Source organism: Collinsella intestinalis (assembly GCF_902364775.2).
Lineage (GTDB): Bacteria > Actinomycetota > Coriobacteriia > Coriobacteriales > Coriobacteriaceae > Collinsella.
This window is the reverse complement of sequence record NZ_CABJEU020000001.1, coordinates 195,657-212,695: the sequence shown is the minus strand read 5'-3', so window position 1 is coordinate 212,695 and position 17,039 is coordinate 195,657. Positions and strand designations below refer to the sequence as shown.

Below are 17,039 nucleotides of genomic sequence, written 5' to 3'. Positions count from 1 at the left end.
CTTTGCTGTTGCTCGCAAAGCCCTCCGCAAAGGTGACCGATGTCATCCCCCGAACCGGACGGCGCGAGGCACAGGCAGGCACTTAGACGCGCGCCTCCTGCATGCGGGAGAGCTTTACTAGCATGACCAAACCCACTACCAGCAAGATCCCGATGGAAAGCACTCCTAAAGAAGGATCGTGCGTGAGCGAGGTCACGACAGATACTAGCAGAGTGCCCATGACGGATGCGTAACGTCCGAAAATATCAAAGAAGCCGTAATACTCGTTGGAGCGCTCCTTGGGGATGAGGCGCCCGAAGTAGCTGCGAGAAAGCGCCTGAACGCCGCCCTGGAACATGCCCACCATGATGGCCAGGATCCAAAACTCCACAGCGGACTTGAGGAAGAAGGCGGCAAACAGCACGATGCCCACATAGGCCGCCACCGCGACGATGATCATGCGCAAGGTGCCCACGCGGCCGGCGAGCTTTCCGTAGATGATCGCCGAGGGGAAAGCCACGAACTGCGTGACGAGAAGCGCCAGTACGAGCTGGGTGGAGTCGATGCCAAGAGCGGCTCCGTAGCTGGTGGCCATGGAGATGACCGTGTGGACGCCGTCGATGTAGAAGAAGAACGCGACCATGAAGACGAGCAGCACGCGGTCGTGCATGATGCTGCGCATGGTATCGGCCAGGCCCTTGAACGTGTTCTTGATGTTGTGGGCCACGCCGTTCACGCCCTCGTCGCGCTCCTTGCCAAAGCGCTGCTGATACGTGCGCAGCAGCGGAATGGTGAAGGCGAGCCACCACAGGGCGGTGATGATGAAGCAGATGCGCGTGCAGGTGAGGGTATCCAGGCCGAGTATGCCCGGGCCGGCGAAGATCAGGGCGATGCACACCATGAACGGGATGGTGGAGCCAACGTAGCCCCAGGCAAAACCGGAGCTCGACACCGCATCCATGCGCTCATCGGTGGTGACGTCGGTGAGCATGGCGTCGTAAAACGTCATCGACGAGTTGAGGCCGATGGTGCACAGCACATACACCACCAAGAACGGCAGCGCCCCCATGGGGATGGCCTCGACCATGCACAAGATGACGCCGGTGAAGAAAAAGCCCGTGAAGAACTTGATCTTATTGCCCGCATAATCGGCCAGCGAACCCAGGATGGGCATGAGCAGGGCCACCACGAGCGAGGCGACCGTCTGGGCATTGGCCCAGGCGGTCACCAGCTCCGCCGGGTGCGCGCCGGTGTTGATGGCGTTGAAGTAGATGGGCACGACAGCGGTGTTCAGCAAGACGAGGGCGGAATTGCCCACGTCGTACATAACCCAGTTGCGCTCCATCTTGGTGTATTTGAGTGCCATGACAGCGGCCCTCCCCGTCGGTTTCCTAACGCTGCTTTAAGCAAGTATCGTAATGATACGGCACGCCGCGTTAAGGCTCGGTAAGTATTCGGCCAAACGGTCGCAAGGCAGCGCAACGGGCCTCACTTGGGGTCTCACTTGGGGACAAGTACAAACTGCAACTACTGGGCGAATTGACTGCTGTAAAGCGTGGCGTAGAACCCTCCCGCAGCGAGAAGCTCGTCATGCGTGCCGCTCTCGACGATGCGGCCGTCCCTCATGACCAAAATGCAATCGGCGTTTCGGATCGTGCTCAGGCGATGCGCGACCACAAAGCTCGTACGGCCCTTCATAAGCTCATCGAACGCGGCTTGGACCTGGAGCTCGGTACGCGTATCGATGGAACTCGTAGCCTCATCGAGCAGCAGTATCGCCGGGTCGGCAAGCATGACGCGAGCGATGCACAGCAGCTGTCGCTGACCTTGCGACAGCGAGCCGCCATCCTCGGGAAGCACCGTGTCGTAGCCATGGGGCAGAGCGCGCACGAACGCGTCGGCATGAGCGCGACGGGCGGCCCGCTCGACCTCCTCGCGCGTGGCGCTCGGACAGCCGTAGGCTATGTTGTCGCGCACGGTGCCCTCGAACAGCCAGCTATCCTGCAGCACCATGCCGAACGACCGGCGCAGGCTCTCGCGGGTGTACAACTCGATGGGCACCCCATCGATGCGAATCTCGCCCGCGTCCACGTCGTAAAAGCGCAGGAGCAGATTTATGAGAGTCGTCTTGCCGCACCCAGTGGGGCCTACAAGCGCCATACGCATGCCAGGGCGCGCGTGCAGGCAGATGTCTCGCAGCACGGGATGCTCTTCGACGTAGGAAAAATCAACATGGTCAAACACGACATCGCCCGCCGCAGCAGCCGGGCCTGCCGTATGCACGTCCAACTCGACCGCATCTTCCGCATCCGGCACGTCCTCAACGGCATCAAGCAGCGTGAAGACACGGCGCGCCGAGGCATATGCGCCCTGAATCTGCGTCACCACCGCCGAGATTTCGTTGAACGGCTTGGTGTACTGGTTCGCATAGGACAGGAAGATCTGGACCTCGCCCACAGTAAGCGGGGCGGGGAAGCCGGTGATCACGCCGACGAACCCCGCCACGGCCACTGCAGCGTAGATGATGTTGTTTACAAAGCGGGTTCCCGGATTGGAGAGCGAGCTTAAAAACTGCGCGCGCTCGCCCGCCGTATAGAGCTCGCTGTTGATGGCCGAGAACCCCTCACATGCCCGGTCGCCATACGCAAACGCGCTCACCAGGCGCTGTGCCCCGACGTACTCTTCGATATACGCCGAAAGCCCACCCTGGATGCGCATCTGCGCAGTGAAGCTCTTGCCCGACAAGCGCGCCATGGCACTAGCCGCGAGCATGGAAAACGGAGTTGCGAGCACCACCACGAGCGCCATGGGCAGCGAAGTCGCCAGCATGAAAACAAGGGTCGCGAGCACGGTAACCACGCCGTTGAAGAGCTGGTTCAACCCCTGGAGCAGGCCGTCACCCACCTGGTCGACATCATTGACCACGCGTGAAATGAGGTCGCCATGGGCATGCGAATCCACGAGCGACAACGGGACCCGCGTGAGCTTGTCGTTGGCCTCGACGCGCAGGTCGCGCACGGTAACATAAGACACGCGGTTCACGCACACGCCCTGCAGCCACTGCAGCAAGGCGCCCGCAACAACCACCGTCGCGAGCTCGATCAGCAGCGGAATGAGCGCGACAAAATCAACCCGGCCCGCGCCCAGAATCATGTCGATGCCGCGGCCGATGAGAATCGGCGTGTAGAGCTGCAGCACCACGCTCGCCGCCGAGCTTGCAAACGCGGCAACCAGCGTCATTCGGTGCGGACGAACATATGCCAGTAAGCGACGCGTGACCTGAGCCGCCGACATCCTTGCGCCCGAAACCGGGTCGCGATCGGGGCCGGACGGCCCCTTCATCTCATTCAGACTTTCGTTGCCGGCAACTGCGGCAGTGATGGTAGCCGCGCCGGCCGTGGATGCGTACGGATTAGGCATGAGACGTCGCCCCCTCCCCAATCCCAAGTTGGGACGCACAGATTTCGCGGTAGATATCGCAGCTGCCCAGCAGCTCTTCATGCGTGCCCACGCCCACGGCCGAACCATGCCGCATCACGCAGATGAGGTCGGCGTCACGCACCGAGGACACGCGCTGACTCACAATTACCGTGGTCGGGTCCCCGCACGGCGCGCCCTTCGCGCACGCGAGCCCCCTAATCGCCGCGCGTAGGGAGGCATCGGTCTTGAAGTCGAGTGCCGAAGCCGAATCATCCATGACGATGATCCGAGGGCTGCCCACCAGCGCGCGGGCGATGGTCAGGCGTTGCCGCTGCCCGCCCGAGAAATTCTTGCCGCCCGCCTCAACCGGCGCGTCGAGCCCCTGGGGAAGCGCGGCCACAAACTCGCGCGCCTGCGCCGTCTCAAGTGCGGACCACAGATCGGCGTCCGTGGCGGAAGGATCGCGCCACGTCAGGTTCGAGCGTATCGTCCCACTCACCAACTCGGCCTTCTGCGGCACAAAGCCCACCTGGCGGCGAAGCGCATCAAGGTCCCAGGCCCGTACATCACGTCCAAGCACCTCGACGGAGCCGCTCGTCACTTCGTGAAGACGCGGAACGAGGCTCACGAGTGTTGATTTGCCCGAGCCGGTGCCTCCAATGATCCCGAGCGTCCCGCCCCGAGGCAATTCAAGCGTCACATGATCGACGGCGTTCACCATGCTCCCGGGATACGCGAAGCTGGCATCGCGCAGGGCGATGGCGAATTCCGCACGCTCATCCGGCTCAGTCGCCGCATCGGCCCCCGAACGAATTCCCGGCTCGCAGTCGAGCACCTCCAGGATGCGCCCGGCGCTCGCGCCCGCCTTGGTGAACACCACCACCAGGTTGGCGACATAGACGATCGACAGCAAAGTCTGCGTCATGTAGTTGACGAACGCCATCACCTCGCCCTGCGTGAGAGCGCCGACATTCACCTGCAGACCTCCCACCCACAGAATCGCGCAGATGGCGAGATTCATCACGAGAAACGTCGCGGGGTTGAGCACACAGGAGAGCTTTCCAACGGCGATGGCAATGTCTGCCTGCTCATCCGCCGCACGACGGAAGCGCTCGCGCTCGTGACTCTCCCGTACAAATGCGCGCACGACACGAACGCCCGACAGACCCTCGCGCGTAACCAGGCCGATGCGATCGAGCTTTTGCTGCATGCGCTTGAAATACGGGACGCAGCGGGCCATCACGAGCCAGAAGATGCCGCCGATGAGTGGCATTGAGATAAAGAAGATGATGCTCAGCTTCGCGTCGATGGCCATCGCGGCGATCATCGAACCCACCGAGAGCAGCGGCCAACGCGTGAGCTGGCGCACGCCCAAAGCGATGGCAAGCTGAACCTGATTGACGTCGTTGGTGATACGGGTGATGAGCGATGGCGTACCGAAACGGTCGATCTCGGCATAGGACAGGGCATTGACGCGCTCGAACAAGGCGTTTCGCATGTCGGTTCCCATGCCCTGTGAAGCACGAGACGCCATTTTTTGGCAGACAAGCGTAAAAACGAAGCCCGCGCACGCCATGAGCACAAGCAAACCGCCGTATGCGAGCACGGCCTCCACACTGCGGCCGCCCACTCCGCGGTCGATCATCCGCATCACCACGAGAGGGGTGATCAGGTCGAACACGACCTCGATCAGCTTGCTGAGGGGCCCGAGGATGCACTCGAGGCGAAAGGGCTTACAGAATCGCTTAAGCAGTTCGATCATGCAGGACATTCCCAAATCGAAGGCGTTTCCATCCAAGGAGGCCCGGTCAAACGCCAACACGGGCCAACGCCCCGTATTCTACTCTGCCGATTATCAGCTCCCGATTAATTGCCTGTGAAAATACGTCGCACCCAACAAGGCGTACATGGCAGGTGCACGGGCGCACATAGCAGACACCAAGGCGCACACGGCAGGCGCGCGGGCTCTCGAGCAGCGAATGCCATCCAATAGGGGGTCTGTTTTTATTCGTTTTTCCGGAAGTGGTCAAAATACCCTGATAGTGCGCCGAAAAGAAGGGCCTCAAAGCCGTGCATAAAAATGGATTCGTCCGAAACCTGGCATTTTGCTCAACTGTCAACGCAAGCGCTCGGCAATATGGCCCCCTCGGTAGACCATTGCCCTCCTTTTCGAGCTTCCGGCCAATTCTGGAAGCGAAATTCAGCGCACAATCAGGGTATTTTGACCACAACGCCGAAAACGCACGAAGTGATTTCCGTCATTCGCAAAAACTTATTCATTGTGCATGGCGAAACATTGATTTTTATTCATTTGCGGAAAACGAGGGCCGTAGGGCGACAATGACGCCCAGATCAGACACGCGCCAGGTGGGACGCAACGCTCTCCAGCGCCCCCGACGGCCAGCATCGTTGAATGGGCGTACGCATCGAGCATCGCGCGCGTCGGGCACCGAATCAGGGCATGAAAAAAGCCCCATTGCTGGGGCTCTCTCAATCAGTGGTGCGGGCGAAAGGACTTGAACCTTCACGGGGTTGCCCCCATATGGACCTGAACCATACGCGTCTGCCAATTCCGCCACGCCCGCGTGATTTCCAATAATAGTGAAAGACGCGAGGACGGGCAAGAACTTTTTTTTCATTTTTTCTCACCGGGCGCTTCGATACAACCCCCAACCGCGCCGGCAGGCCACGCGAGCGCATCGATTGCCAGGGATGCCCCCTATGAACGTGGCCACATTCTGAGCGAGTGCGAACAGGGCAGCAGGCGGCACCCGCGCATGGTACACTTCTCCCCTATGGAGGCGTGGCGGAATTGGCATACGCAGGAGACTTAAAATCTTCGGCCTTCGGGATTGTGGGTTCGAGTCCCACCGCCTCTACCATGATGAAAAAGCCCTCCGGCTACGGAGGGCTTACTTGTTTACCAACTGGATAGCTCGATTACAAACTGAATAGCTCGGTTACCAACTTGATAGCTCGGGAATCCGACCGATGGCGGTGCGACCGCTTACAGCTGCCTCGTAAATCGTTGCCGCCGCACCTGCAAGCAGGCTGTTCTCACTCACCGTCAGGCGACCGTACCCGCCGGCGCGCATGAGCTCGCGCACTACGATCGCACCCGCCAAGATCACCGGCGCGCGCTTGGCCTGGATGCCCGGAAGCTGCGCAATTTGCTCAACGGTGAGGCTTCTCATCCGATCGATACCGTCCTCGACCTGCTCGATCGTCAAATCTCGCAGATGCACGAAATGCGAATCGTACACCGCGAGCTCGTGGACCATCGCAACAAGCGTGGTCACGGTGCCGCCCACGGCGACAAGCCGCTCCGGGCGGTTGGCAAGTCCCGCCCAATAGGGCTCGAACTGCGCGCGCGCCCATGCCGCGGCCTTGTCCAACTCGTCGGCACTCGGCGGAACACTTGAGAAGAAGCGCTCAGTCACACGACGGCATCCGATGTTGAGCGACTCGGCGCAATCGAGCTCCAGGCCCCCATCGGATGCGCGCCCAACCACCAGCTCCGTCGACCCGCCGCCGGAATCGGCCACGGCAATGCGCTCTCCTGCAAAGTCGTGCGCAACGCCGTAAAACGTCAAGCGCGCCTCAACCTCACCAGGGATGACCTGCGGAACAAGCCCGAGATCTCGTAAGCGATCCAGCAGCTCATTGCCATTGGACACATCGCGGGCAGCGCTCGTCAGCGTGCAGCACATGTGTTGAGCACCGAACTCTCGCGCCTCGCGGACGAATTCGGCGCAGGCCTGCACAACGCGGTCGATCGCGGCGGGGGCAAAGACACCGGCAGCGTCCACCCGCTCACCCAGATCGGTAATGATGGTGCGCTTGGTCGATGCCGTGATTTGACCGTTGCTCATCTCGGCGCACAGCAAACGAGAGGACACCGTTCCCAAGTCGATAGCGGCGATCTTCACCGTGCTCACTCCTTCTCCCCCGTCGAGACCACGGCCATGCCCTTCGCGCCGTCAAACCCGAAAAGCACGTCGAGCACCTTCCAATACCAGGGGGAGTTCTCCAACACGGCGCGCTCGGCGGCCTCGACCTCCGCAGAGGTCATCGGCTTTTTCGAAGGGTCGACCGCAGCGGCGCTCGACCCGGTCTTGTCCTTGTTCGCAGCGTCGGCACCCTTCAGCGGCTGGGCATCCTTATCCGCTTCGGCTTTGGCGGGGTCCTCGGCAGACGCCTCGCCCGAAGCGCCCTCGCCCTCCTCGGCGGGCTTGCTAGGATCGACCACAACCGGATTGCCCTCGCTGTCCAAGCCCTCGACGGTGATGGTCTGCTCGCCGGGCATTACCATGCCCAAGTCTTTGCGCGCCGTGTCCTCGATGCCCTCCTGGGACATGAGGCTGCCAACCTCGTCGCCGAGAGTCTCGTTGTACTCCTTGCGAATCGCGGTCTGCTCCTCGAGGATCATCACCGTGCGACGCGCGATGTAGAAATCCTTTACCGGGCCGTAAATCCCCACCAGCACCAGCGCGACCACAGCGCCATAAAAGAGATAGCGGCGCGGGCCGGTGGTCAGGGCGTAGAGCCACCGCACCACCGCGTTGTCCGAAGCGTAGCGCATGAGATCCTGTTGGGCCGGGCGCGGCGCCTTGCCGCCTTTCGCGCGCGGGGAGCCGTTCGCAACCGGAGCGCCGGCAACCGACTTACGCGTGGAGCGCGGGGCGGTCGCGGCCTGTTTGCGAGCGGCGCGGCGCTCCTGCTTCTCGCGCTTGACCACATCGCTACCGCGGGCTGAGCGTTTGTGCGGCTTGGACGGGGCCGCTGCGGCAGCGGCGGCAGCGGCGGACAGATCACCGGTCTTATCGGGATCGCCCATGCGGGCGGAAGATGCTTTGTTCGAAGAAGAGATAGCCATGGGCGCCTTGTGTGATTGAAGGTGTATGTGCGCTTATGCGCTGTCCATTATCGCACGGCGCGCCCTGGCAGGGGTGCAGGCTTTGTGGTTGCTGCGACGGAGCACGTTCGGCGGGACGCGCGCCCCGCCAAAGTCACCGCTCCAGCGGGGCGGCGAGGGAGCGCCTGCGGGTGCAACCGCGCAGGGTTCACCCGCCGCCCGTATCAAGCGGTCGCGCCTCCATACAAGAGACGAGCTAATAGAAAGAGAAACTAATAGAGGGCAAGCTCGACCAGCGCAAAAAGCGTCTCGCACGAGGAGTCGTCGCGCTTAATGCCCATGAGCATCGCCGCCCACACGAATTCGGCCACCTTGCCCATGTCGATCTCGGCGCGGGCGCGCTCCGAGATCGCCGCATCGCGCTCAAACGCATGGCGCACGGTGAGCTGGATGTCCTGTAGGCAGGCACGCTCGGCCTCGGCGGCGCGCTGACGCGTGCGACCATCGGCCACACCCGCGTCCCGCAGCCATGCGCTTCGAAAACCACGCAGTGATTCCGCGAGCGTCCCCGTGAGCTTGCGGCAATAATCTAACGCCGAACCCGCCTCGCGGGCGCACTGGTCCAGGTCCGCTCCGCTCAGCGCCTCTCGCCAAAAACGCCTCAGCACCTCGGTGCGCAATTCGGCGATGTCGGGGATGTGGTTGTACATGGTTCCAGTTGCCACACCACACGCTTCGGCGACCGCGCGAACGCTCAAGGAGGAAAGGCCCTCCCGTTGGGCTTTCTCGTACGCGACGTCGATGATCTGCTCTTTGGTAATGGCTTTCCTATTCCCCATGACGGGCTCCTTTCCTCACGTTTCCCAGGCATCGCCCGACCGCACCCCTTATGACAGGCAATTCCGCCAGCTGAACAAGCTCGTGAAACGTTCAGGGTGAATCCGGAAATCGGCCGTTGTTTCTTGCCCGACCCTTCCTCGAACCCTAACATGAACATTGTTCAGATGAACGTTGTTCATATTATATGCGAACAACGCGCATTTTACTCGTGGAAAGGAAGGACGTATGTCCCCCATGCTCATGTTCGCCAGCCTCGCCATCACAGGCGCACTCGTCCTCTACACCATCGGCGTCTTCAAAGAACGGGCCGACGGAAGCCTGCGCGGGTCGCACGTCATCTTGTTCTGGATCGGTCTGGCCTGTGACACCACCGGCACCACCCTGATGTCCATCATGGCCCGCACCAGCGCCGAGGCCGCCCCCGCGATCCACGGCATCACCGGGCTCGCCGCGATCCTGCTCATGCTCTTCCATGCCGGCTGGGCGACGCTCGTCTATTTTCAGGGCAAGCGCGGTGGTGCTGCCGCCCTCAAACGCGAGCGCACCTTCCATCGCCTGAGCGCCGCCGTATGGGTCGCCTGGCTCGTACCCTATGTCATCGGCATGCTCGTCGGCATCCCCATGATCAAGCTCGGCACGGTCCCTGCCGTAATTGCGAGCCTCGTGGTAGCGGCCATCGCCGCCACGCTCGTGTTCCGTCCGGCCAAGCTTTCCTAAGGCGTGCACGTTCCGGACGCCCCGTCCCATCTATTCGTCAGGAGGCACATCATGAAATACCTGAGCGTTCACAAGAACACGCTGCTGCTCATCGCCAGCATCGTCTGGCTCGCGGCCGGCGTGAACATCGCCCGCATCGGCCTCGAGGCCTACGCCGCCGGACACCTCACCTTGCTCAACGTCGTCCTGAGCGCGGTTGTGGGCATCGTGTTCTGGTCCTTCATTTTCGGCAAACTCGTGGTGAAGCACACCGCACGCATCACCGGCTATGAGGAGGAACGTCATTTCTTCCTCAAGTTCTTCGATGTACCGGCCTTTGTGATCATGGCGGTCATGATGACGGGCGGAATTTCGATCCGCGCGTTCGGCCTCGCCCCCGAAGGGTTCATCGCGGTGTTCTACACCGGCCTCGGGTGCGCGCTGGCGCTCGCCGGCCTGCGCTTCGCCCGCATGTGGCTACGCGAGGTCCGCGTTACCCGCGCTTGACCTTGTCCCACAGCGAATTGAGCTGCTCGGTCGTAAGAGACTCCAGGGCAACCCCACCCTCATAGGCGGCGTTTTCCATCGCGGCCCAACGCCCGCGGAACTTCGCCGTGCTCGCACGCAGCGCGCTCTCGGCGTCGATACCCTCCTTGCGGGCCACGTTCACCAATGCGAAGAGCAGGTCACCGAACTCGAGCTCGCGCTCGGCAGTGCCGGGCACCTCCGCCTCAAACTCCGCGCGCTCCTCGGCCACTTTGTCCCATACGTCTGCGACGGTCTCCCACTCAAAGCCCGCAGAAGCCGCCTTGCGCGAGACCTTCTGAGCCTCCATGAGCGCCGGTAACGACCGCGGAACGCCCTCGAGCAGGCCCTCTGGACGCTCGCCGGCCTCCGCCGCATCGGCGTCCTTGGCGCCCTTCTCGGCAAGCTTGACGCTGTCCCAAATGGCGAGCACCTCGTCGGCGGAATCGGCGCTGCGTTCTCCAAACACATGAGGGTGGCGACGGATGAGCTTGTCGTTGATGTCGCGTGCGACGTCGGCCATCGTAAAGGCGCCGGCGTCTGCCGCGATCTGGGCGTGCAACACCACTTGCATGAGCACATCTCCGAGCTCCTCGCGCAAGTGCGCCTCATCGCCGGCTTCGATGCAGTCCAGCGCCTCGTAGGCCTCCTCAATCATGTTCTTGCCGATGCTCTCGTGGGTCTGTTTGCGATCCCAAGGGCAACCATCGGGCTGGCGCAGGCGCCAGATCGTCTCAACGAGGGATTGCATCTCCTCGCGCGCGTCGGAAAGCGTCGAGGCGTCGCGCGTGATGCTCGCCAGACTCGACGACCCGGTCTCGGTCCATGAACCCATGTCTTATGCTCCTTCGCTCTGACGTCTCAATTGGGGACAGGTACAAATTGAGATTAGTCCAGGGTGATGTGGCGGAAGGCCTCGTCGATAGGAAGCCCGCTCTCGTAGATGCCGCAGCTGTTCGACCCGTCCTTGGGAATCGATACGCTGCCGGGGTTGAACAGCCACAGGCCGGGATGGCCCGCGCTCTCCTCATTCACCTTGATATGCGTGTGGCCGAACAGCAACGCCGAACCTGCCGGGAGCTGTGGCACGCGATCCGTGCTGTTGTGCTTGCCCGCGCCAAAAATATGCCCATGAGTGCAGAACAGCTCGCGGCCGTCGTTGTCCAAAACCACGGCACTGTCGGACATGCAGGGGAAGGCGAGCACCATCTGATCGACCTCGGCCTCGCAATTGCCGCGCACGGCGATGAGGCGCCCGGTCGCGGCCAGACCGTTGAGCAGCTCGATTACGCGTTTGGGAGCGTAATCGCGCGGGAGGTCGTTACGCGGGCCGTGGTAGAGCAAGTCGCCCAAGAGCAGCACGCGGTCGGGCCGCTCGCACTCGATGACCTCCATCAGGCGCTCGGTCCAGTACGCCGACCCGTGGATGTCAGAGGCGATGACGAATTTCATGGTGAATCCTCTCCGCGCGGACGTGCGCCGCGCCGATGCGGGCCCTAGCCGAGGGCCGCGCCCATCACGGTTGCCAGCGAAACGCCAGCCGCCCGAGCCGCCGCGGCACAATCCTCGTACTCGGGAGTCGCGCGCTCGGTCCCATCGGGCAGCATGGCGATCTTTACGGAGATGGGGCCGAACGCGGTGTGGCGCACCTCGAGGCGACGCGGCAGCACCGTGCGGTCCATGATGCAACGACGGATACCGAGTGTGCTCGTCTCGCGGAAAACCACGGCCTCGATGGCCACAGCCTCCTGCGGCTCACACAGAACTTGCAGCTCGTAGGCGGGGCGGCCCTTCTTGGCAACGACCGGCACCCAATGGACCTCGCGCGCACCGGCCTCGGACAGCCGCTCGGCGGCGTAAGCCATCTGCTCGGGTGTCATGTCATCCAGATCGCACTCGAGCTTGCATACCGTGGTCGGGGGCTGCGTCTCGCTCGAGAGGGGTGCGGGCCGAGACGAGGGCAGGGGCTCGGCAAGGGTATCTTCGCCCTCGGCACCGCGGTGCCCGCGAGGCGATGGGGCCGCGGGCCCACTCAGCGGCTCGATCAGCATCGCCCGAAGGATGGACGGCCGTTCGTAGGCGCGCTTGCCGGCACCGAGGCCCACGCTCGCCACGACGTAACGCTCCGGAAGCACGAACTCGGGGTTGAGCGCCGCCACCAGGGCGGCGCCCGTGGGTGTTACCAACTCACCCTCGACCTCGCAAGGAGCAAGCGGCAGACCGTGCGCGCGGCACACGCCCACCGTCGCCGGAACCGGCACGGGCATGACACCGTGCTGGCAGCGCACGGTTCCGCGCCCCTCGACGAGTACGGGCACGATTGCGCGCTCGATGCCAATCAGATCGACGAGAACCGCCACCGCCACGATATCCGCGATCGAATCGACCGCGCCCACCTCGTGGAAGTGCACCTGCTCGACCGGCAGGCCGTGGGCTTCGGCCTCAGCCTCGGCGAGAATGCCAAAGGCGCGGCGGGCGAATGCGGCGGCCCCGGGAGTGAGCGGAGCGGCCTCGATGATGGCGAGGATGTCGGCGAGGTTGCGATGGGCGTGGTCGTGGGCGCCGTCTCCCGCATGATCGTGAGCATGGCCGTGGGCGTGGTCGTGGGCGTGGCCGGCATGGTGGTGATGACCCCCATGGCGGTGGCCGTCGCAATGGTCGTGGCCGCACCCGCCCTCCCGGCCGTGGATGTGGCCGTGGCCACCCTCGCACGCATGCTCGTGCCCATGCAGGTACGCCATGTCGTGGTCGTGGTTCTCATGCGCCTCGTCCAGCACCACATTGAAGTCCAGGCACGAAATGCCCGCCTTGGGCACACGTCCCACCTCGAGGGAGAATCCCTCGACCGGCAGAGCCGCCAGCGCCGCGCGCACGGCTCGCTCGGCCGCCTCCGAGTCCTCGGCCGCATCGATCAAGGCAGCAACGAGCATATCACCCGCGACGCCGGCCTGGCAGTCGAGCCACAACGTGCGGCCGTGGCCAGCGGCGTTGCCAGCGGTGCCATCCGCCGATGAGGACATCCCCTTCTCATTCACCATGTAGCTTATGCCTCCCTACCAGGCAGATGATTGATGAGCGAAGCTTGGAACCCAGCTCCAAACCCGTTGTCGATGTTCACGACGGATACGCCGCTCGCGCAGCTGTTCAACATGGCGAGCAGCGCGGTCACACCCTCGAAGTTCGCACCGTAGCCCACACTCGTGGGCACCGCGATCACCGGGCACCGCGCCAGACCGCCAACCACGCTCGGCAGCGCCCCCTCCATGCCAGCGACAGCGATGATCACCTGCGCGCGGGAGATCTCCTCGACATGCGCGAGCAGGCGATGAATCCCCGCCACGCCCACGTCATGTACCGCGTGCACGCGATTGCCCAAAAAGCGGGCGGTAAGCGCTGCCTCCTCGGCGACGGGCAAATCGCTCGTCCCGGCGGTAAGCACCAAGATCTCGCCGTTGCCATCGGGCCCGGGCAGGCCGCCGACCACGCCGCAGCGCGCCGTCTCGTCATACGCGAACGCGCAGCCAAGGTCCTTGAGCTCGGCGGCCTTTGCCGCATCGAGCCGCGTGATGAGGACGCGCTCCTGGCCGTTCGCGCGCATCGCCTCGACGATGCCCGCTATCTGAACGGCCGTTTTGCCCGCGCCGTAGATGACCTCGGAGACGCCCGTGCGACCGGCCCGCTCGTCATCAACGCACGCGTAGCCCAGATCGATCACAGAAGCGCCTCCGCCCAGGCGTCCTCCTTGAAGCCCGTCAAAACGACGTTGTCCGCAACGATCAGGGGGCGCTTGACCAGCATGCCGTCGGTGGCGAGCAGCTCATAGGCCTCCTCGTCCGTCATGCCGGCGTCGAGCTTGGCCTTGATGGCGAGCTCGCGGTACTTCATGCCGCTCGTGTTGAAGAAGCGGCGCAGCGGCAGGCCGGAGCGCTCGTGCCACTCCGCCAGCTCCGCCGCCGTGGGATTATCCTCGACGATATGGCGATCGACGTACTCGACGCCATGCTCATCCAGCCATTTCTTTGCCTTTTTGCAGGTAGTGCACTTGGGATATTCGATAAACAGGACGGCCATGAGGGCTCTCCTCTCGTGTTGGGTGCCAAACTTCTAACAGCGTACCCAACCCGTATAATGGCAAGCATGAGAAACTCAGCTGACATATCCGATAGCGGACGACGCGCGGCGCCCGCGGCGCCGACCTCGCCCGGACGGCGCGCCGCGCTCTACGGCGTGCTCACTGCCGCCGCACTCGTATGCGGCTACCTCGAACTGCTCATCCCCCTGCCCGTCACCGTACCCGGCGTGAAGCTGGGCCTGGGCAACATCGTGATCCTCATGGCGCTCGAGCGTCTGGGCGCAAAAGCGGGGCTCTTCCTCATGTTCATCAAGGTCATCGCCTCGACGCTGCTGTTCGCCAACCTGCAGATGCTCGTCTTTTCCCTAGCGGGCGGCGTGCTGTCGTGGGCCGTCATGGCACTCGCCGTGCGCAGCGGGGCCTTTTCCACCGTCGCCACATCGGTGCTCGGCGGACTCGCCCATAACGCGGGGCAGCTCGCCGCCGTCGCCGTGCTGCTTTCCGGCCGCGTCGCGCTCGTGAACATGCCCGTGCTCGCCGTGTCCGGCGTACTGTGCGGAGCCGCCGTGGGCGTTGCCGCCCGGCTCGTCCTGCGCGCACTGCCTCAGGAGGCATTCCATGGATAAGGCAAAGGACACGCCGATCTCGCGGCGCAGCCTCATACGTGGCAGCGCCTGCTCGGTCCTCGCGCTGGCGCTCTCCGGATGCACGCAGCCCAGAACCGACGCCTCCGCCGCAAAGCCGGTCACCGGATCGACCTTCGCCTTCGACACCTATTGCACGTTCGGCGTCTACGGCGACGACGCCGCACCCGCGCGCCTGGCCGACGCATGCGCGCACTTCGACGCGCTGTTCGATCTCTACGACGAGAAGTCCGACATCGCCCGCATCAACGCGGCGGCAGGCGAGGCGGTTCGCGTGCACGCCGACACCATCGACCTCCTGCTCGCCGCCAAAACGTATTGCGAGCAGGCGGACGGTCTGTTCGACGTCACGATCGGCGCGGTTTCCACGCTCTGGGATTTCACCGAGGGCGTACGCCCGGCACCCGAGGCGATCGCCGGCGCCCTGCCCCACGTGGATTGGCGCTGCATCGAGATTGACGAGGAAGCGCTCACCGCGCGCCTCGCCGACCCGCAGGCCAAGCTCGACTTGGGCGGCATCGCCAAGGGATACGTGGCCGACCGCCTCTGTGACCTGCTACGCGACGAGACGAGCGCCACCGGCGCCGTGCTCTCGCTCGGCGGCAATATCGCGCTGTTTGGGGAGAAGCCGAACGGCGAACCCTGGGAAACCGGCGTCCGCGATCCCAACGACCCGGGCGGCGACACCGTGGTGGGCACCGCACGCGTCCAGGGAGGGTCGCTGGTGACGAGCGGCCTGTACGAGCGCGTGTTCGAACAAGACGGCGTCACGTACTGGCACATCCTCGACCCGCGCACCGGCGAGCCCGTCCAGACCGACGTGGCAAGCGTCACCGTGCTCAGCCCATCCTCGACAGCCGCCGACGCGCTCTCGACCACCCTGTTCGTGGCCGGCAGCCGCCGCGGCACCGAGCTCGCCGACGCGCTCGAGGACACGGCGGCGTACTTCATCCTGCAAGACGGCCGGACCGTCGAGTCCACCCGCTGGCAAGAGCTCACGAACTTCTCGTCTCAAATGGGACGTTAGAACTCGCCGATCATGCGGACCTCGGGCTCGAGGTCGACGCCGAACCGGGACTTCACCTCGGACTGCACATGCTCGATGAGACCGAGCACGTCCTTCGCGCTCGCGCGGCCCGTGTTGACCACGAACCCGCAATGCTTCTCACTCACCTGTGCATCGCCCACACGCGCGCCGCGCAGGCCCGCGTCCATGATGAGCTTGCCGGCGAAATACCCCTCGGGGCGTTTGAACGTAGAGCCCGCGCTCGCCATCTCGAGCGGCTGCTTTTCCTCGCGACGGCGCTGGTAGTCGTCCATGGCGGCGCGGATCATGCCCTCGGATGCGGGCGAGAGCTTGAACGTGGCGGAGATCACGATGAGACCGTCGTCGTGCACGCGGCTCTTGCGGTAGCCGAGGTTGAGGTCGCGCGCCTCGAGCGTGACCACGGATCCGCGGTTGCCGTGCTTGCTCGGCACGTACACGCGCACGGACTCGAGCACCTCGCCCGTCGTGCCATCGTAGGCGCCGGCGTTCATGAAGCAGGCGCCGCCCACGGTGGCAGGGATGCCCCACAGCGACTCCATGCCGGAGAGGCCCTCGTCAGCAACGGCGAGCGCCACGTCGCGCAGCAGCGCGCCCGCCTCGGCCGTCACGCGCCAATGGGACGCGTCGACCTCGATGCCCGCAAAGTTGTCGCGCAGCAATACGACGACGCCGCGGATACCGCGGTCGCCCACCAGCAAATCGGAGCCGTTGCCCACGATCGTCACGGGCACGCCGCCCGCGTAGCAAGTGTCCAGCACGCGCACGAGGGCATCCGCCGTGCGCGGCGTGACCAACACGTCGGCCGGTCCGCCGATCTTGAACGTGGTGTGCTCGCTCATAGGCTCGGTCATCAGGACGTTGTCCTCGCCCGCAACCTGCGCCAGAACGCACAGCATCTCTTCGCTCACATACTCATGCTCGTGCATCGGGATACCTCCCCCGTGTAGAAAACAAGTCTGG

The 17,039-nt window shown here is 63.9% G+C and carries 16 protein-coding genes and 2 tRNA genes; 5 read left to right on the top strand and 13 right to left on the bottom strand.

Annotation, left to right across the window (positions count from 1 at the left end):
• Window positions 1-82: 82 nt before the first annotated feature.
• From FY258_RS00835 to FY258_RS00820, 4 genes are all read right to left on the bottom strand, one after another.
• Window positions 83-1,345, bottom strand: coding sequence for an MFS transporter (locus FY258_RS00835; protein ID WP_118102431.1), 1,263 nt, complete (start codon window positions 1,343-1,345; stop codon window positions 83-85).
• Window positions 1,346-1,506: 161 nt separating this feature from the next.
• Window positions 1,507-3,399 carry an ABC transporter ATP-binding protein gene (locus FY258_RS00830; RefSeq protein ID WP_118102430.1) on the bottom strand — a complete coding sequence of 631 codons (1,893 nt, stop codon included), beginning with the start codon at window positions 3,397-3,399 and terminating at the stop codon, window positions 1,507-1,509.
• A complete protein-coding gene (locus FY258_RS00825; protein WP_118103928.1) occupies window positions 3,392-5,161 on the bottom strand; it encodes an ABC transporter ATP-binding protein in 1,770 nt (589 codons plus the stop codon). The genes FY258_RS00830 and FY258_RS00825 overlap by 8 nt, the downstream gene beginning before the upstream one ends.
• Before the next feature lie 736 nt (window positions 5,162-5,897).
• Window positions 5,898-5,984: transfer RNA gene (locus FY258_RS00820), tRNA-Leu, on the bottom strand.
• A 212-nt stretch (window positions 5,985-6,196) separates the two neighbouring features.
• Here FY258_RS00820 and FY258_RS00815 point away from each other — a divergent pair.
• Window positions 6,197-6,281, top strand: a tRNA-Leu gene (locus FY258_RS00815).
• Between the two features lie 78 nt (window positions 6,282-6,359).
• On the opposite strand, the gene FY258_RS00810 is transcribed toward FY258_RS00815, so the two are convergent.
• The 3 genes from FY258_RS00810 to FY258_RS00800 all read right to left on the bottom strand — a co-directional run bounded on the left by FY258_RS00810 (window position 6,360) and on the right by FY258_RS00800 (window position 9,093).
• Window positions 6,360-7,337, bottom strand: coding sequence for a Ppx/GppA phosphatase family protein (locus FY258_RS00810; RefSeq protein ID WP_118102429.1), 978 nt, complete (start codon window positions 7,335-7,337; stop codon window positions 6,360-6,362).
• On the bottom strand, window positions 7,334-8,275 hold the full coding sequence (locus tag FY258_RS00805; RefSeq protein ID WP_259324389.1) for an FtsB family cell division protein: 942 nt from the start codon (window positions 8,273-8,275) through the stop codon (window positions 7,334-7,336). Before FY258_RS00805 ends, FY258_RS00810 begins: the two co-directional genes overlap by 4 nt.
• A 251-nt stretch (window positions 8,276-8,526) precedes the next feature.
• The gene (locus FY258_RS00800) at window positions 8,527-9,093 is read right to left on the bottom strand and encodes a TetR/AcrR family transcriptional regulator (protein WP_118102428.1); all 567 of its coding nucleotides are present in this window, start codon (window positions 9,091-9,093) and stop codon (window positions 8,527-8,529) included.
• A gap of 226 nt (window positions 9,094-9,319) precedes the next feature.
• Here FY258_RS00800 and FY258_RS00795 point away from each other — a divergent pair, with 226 nt between their 5' ends.
• Both FY258_RS00795 and FY258_RS00790 read left to right on the top strand, forming a co-directional pair.
• Window positions 9,320-9,811 (top strand): HsmA family protein, encoded by a 492-nt coding sequence (locus FY258_RS00795; RefSeq protein WP_118102427.1) that lies wholly within the window; start codon window positions 9,320-9,322, stop codon window positions 9,809-9,811.
• Between the two features lie 51 nt (window positions 9,812-9,862).
• Window positions 9,863-10,297 (top strand): hypothetical protein, encoded by a 435-nt coding sequence (locus FY258_RS00790; protein ID WP_182279353.1) that lies wholly within the window; start codon window positions 9,863-9,865, stop codon window positions 10,295-10,297.
• Here FY258_RS00790 and mazG read toward each other — a convergent pair.
• From mazG to FY258_RS00765, 5 genes are read right to left on the bottom strand one after another with little or no spacing between them, the layout of a single operon-like run.
• The gene (gene mazG / locus FY258_RS00785; RefSeq protein WP_118102426.1) at window positions 10,284-11,150 is read right to left on the bottom strand and encodes a nucleoside triphosphate pyrophosphohydrolase; all 867 of its coding nucleotides are present in this window, start codon (window positions 11,148-11,150) and stop codon (window positions 10,284-10,286) included. The genes FY258_RS00790 and mazG overlap by 14 nt on opposite strands.
• A 53-nt stretch (window positions 11,151-11,203) precedes the next feature.
• Window positions 11,204-11,767 carry a phosphodiesterase gene (yfcE, locus tag FY258_RS00780; protein WP_118102425.1) on the bottom strand — a complete coding sequence of 188 codons (564 nt, stop codon included), beginning with the start codon at window positions 11,765-11,767 and terminating at the stop codon, window positions 11,204-11,206.
• A 44-nt stretch (window positions 11,768-11,811) separates the two neighbouring features.
• Entirely contained in the window at window positions 11,812-13,353 is a 1,542-nt protein-coding gene (larC, locus tag FY258_RS00775; RefSeq protein ID WP_182279352.1) for a nickel pincer cofactor biosynthesis protein LarC, read from the bottom strand.
• A gap of 5 nt (window positions 13,354-13,358) precedes the next feature.
• A complete protein-coding gene (larB, locus tag FY258_RS00770; protein WP_259324388.1) occupies window positions 13,359-14,030 on the bottom strand; it encodes a nickel pincer cofactor biosynthesis protein LarB in 672 nt (223 codons plus the stop codon).
• Window positions 14,027-14,386 carry an arsenate reductase family protein gene (locus tag FY258_RS00765; protein ID WP_118102422.1) on the bottom strand — a complete coding sequence of 120 codons (360 nt, stop codon included), beginning with the start codon at window positions 14,384-14,386 and terminating at the stop codon, window positions 14,027-14,029. The genes larB and FY258_RS00765 overlap by 4 nt, the downstream gene beginning before the upstream one ends.
• Window positions 14,387-14,452: 66 nt before the next feature.
• Between FY258_RS00765 and FY258_RS00760 the strand changes: the two genes are divergently transcribed.
• Together FY258_RS00760 and FY258_RS00755 are read left to right on the top strand one after the other, a co-directional pair.
• Window positions 14,453-15,013 (top strand): Gx transporter family protein, encoded by a 561-nt coding sequence (locus FY258_RS00760; protein ID WP_259324387.1) that lies wholly within the window; start codon window positions 14,453-14,455, stop codon window positions 15,011-15,013.
• A complete protein-coding gene (locus FY258_RS00755; protein ID WP_118102420.1) occupies window positions 15,006-16,058 on the top strand; it encodes an FAD:protein FMN transferase in 1,053 nt (350 codons plus the stop codon). The genes FY258_RS00760 and FY258_RS00755 overlap by 8 nt, the downstream gene beginning before the upstream one ends.
• On the opposite strand, the gene murB is transcribed toward FY258_RS00755, so the two are convergent.
• A complete protein-coding gene (gene murB, locus FY258_RS00750; protein WP_118102419.1) occupies window positions 16,055-17,005 on the bottom strand; it encodes a UDP-N-acetylmuramate dehydrogenase in 951 nt (316 codons plus the stop codon). The two genes, FY258_RS00755 and murB, sit on opposite strands and share 4 nt — an antisense overlap.
• Between the last annotated feature and the right edge of the window lie 34 nt (window positions 17,006-17,039).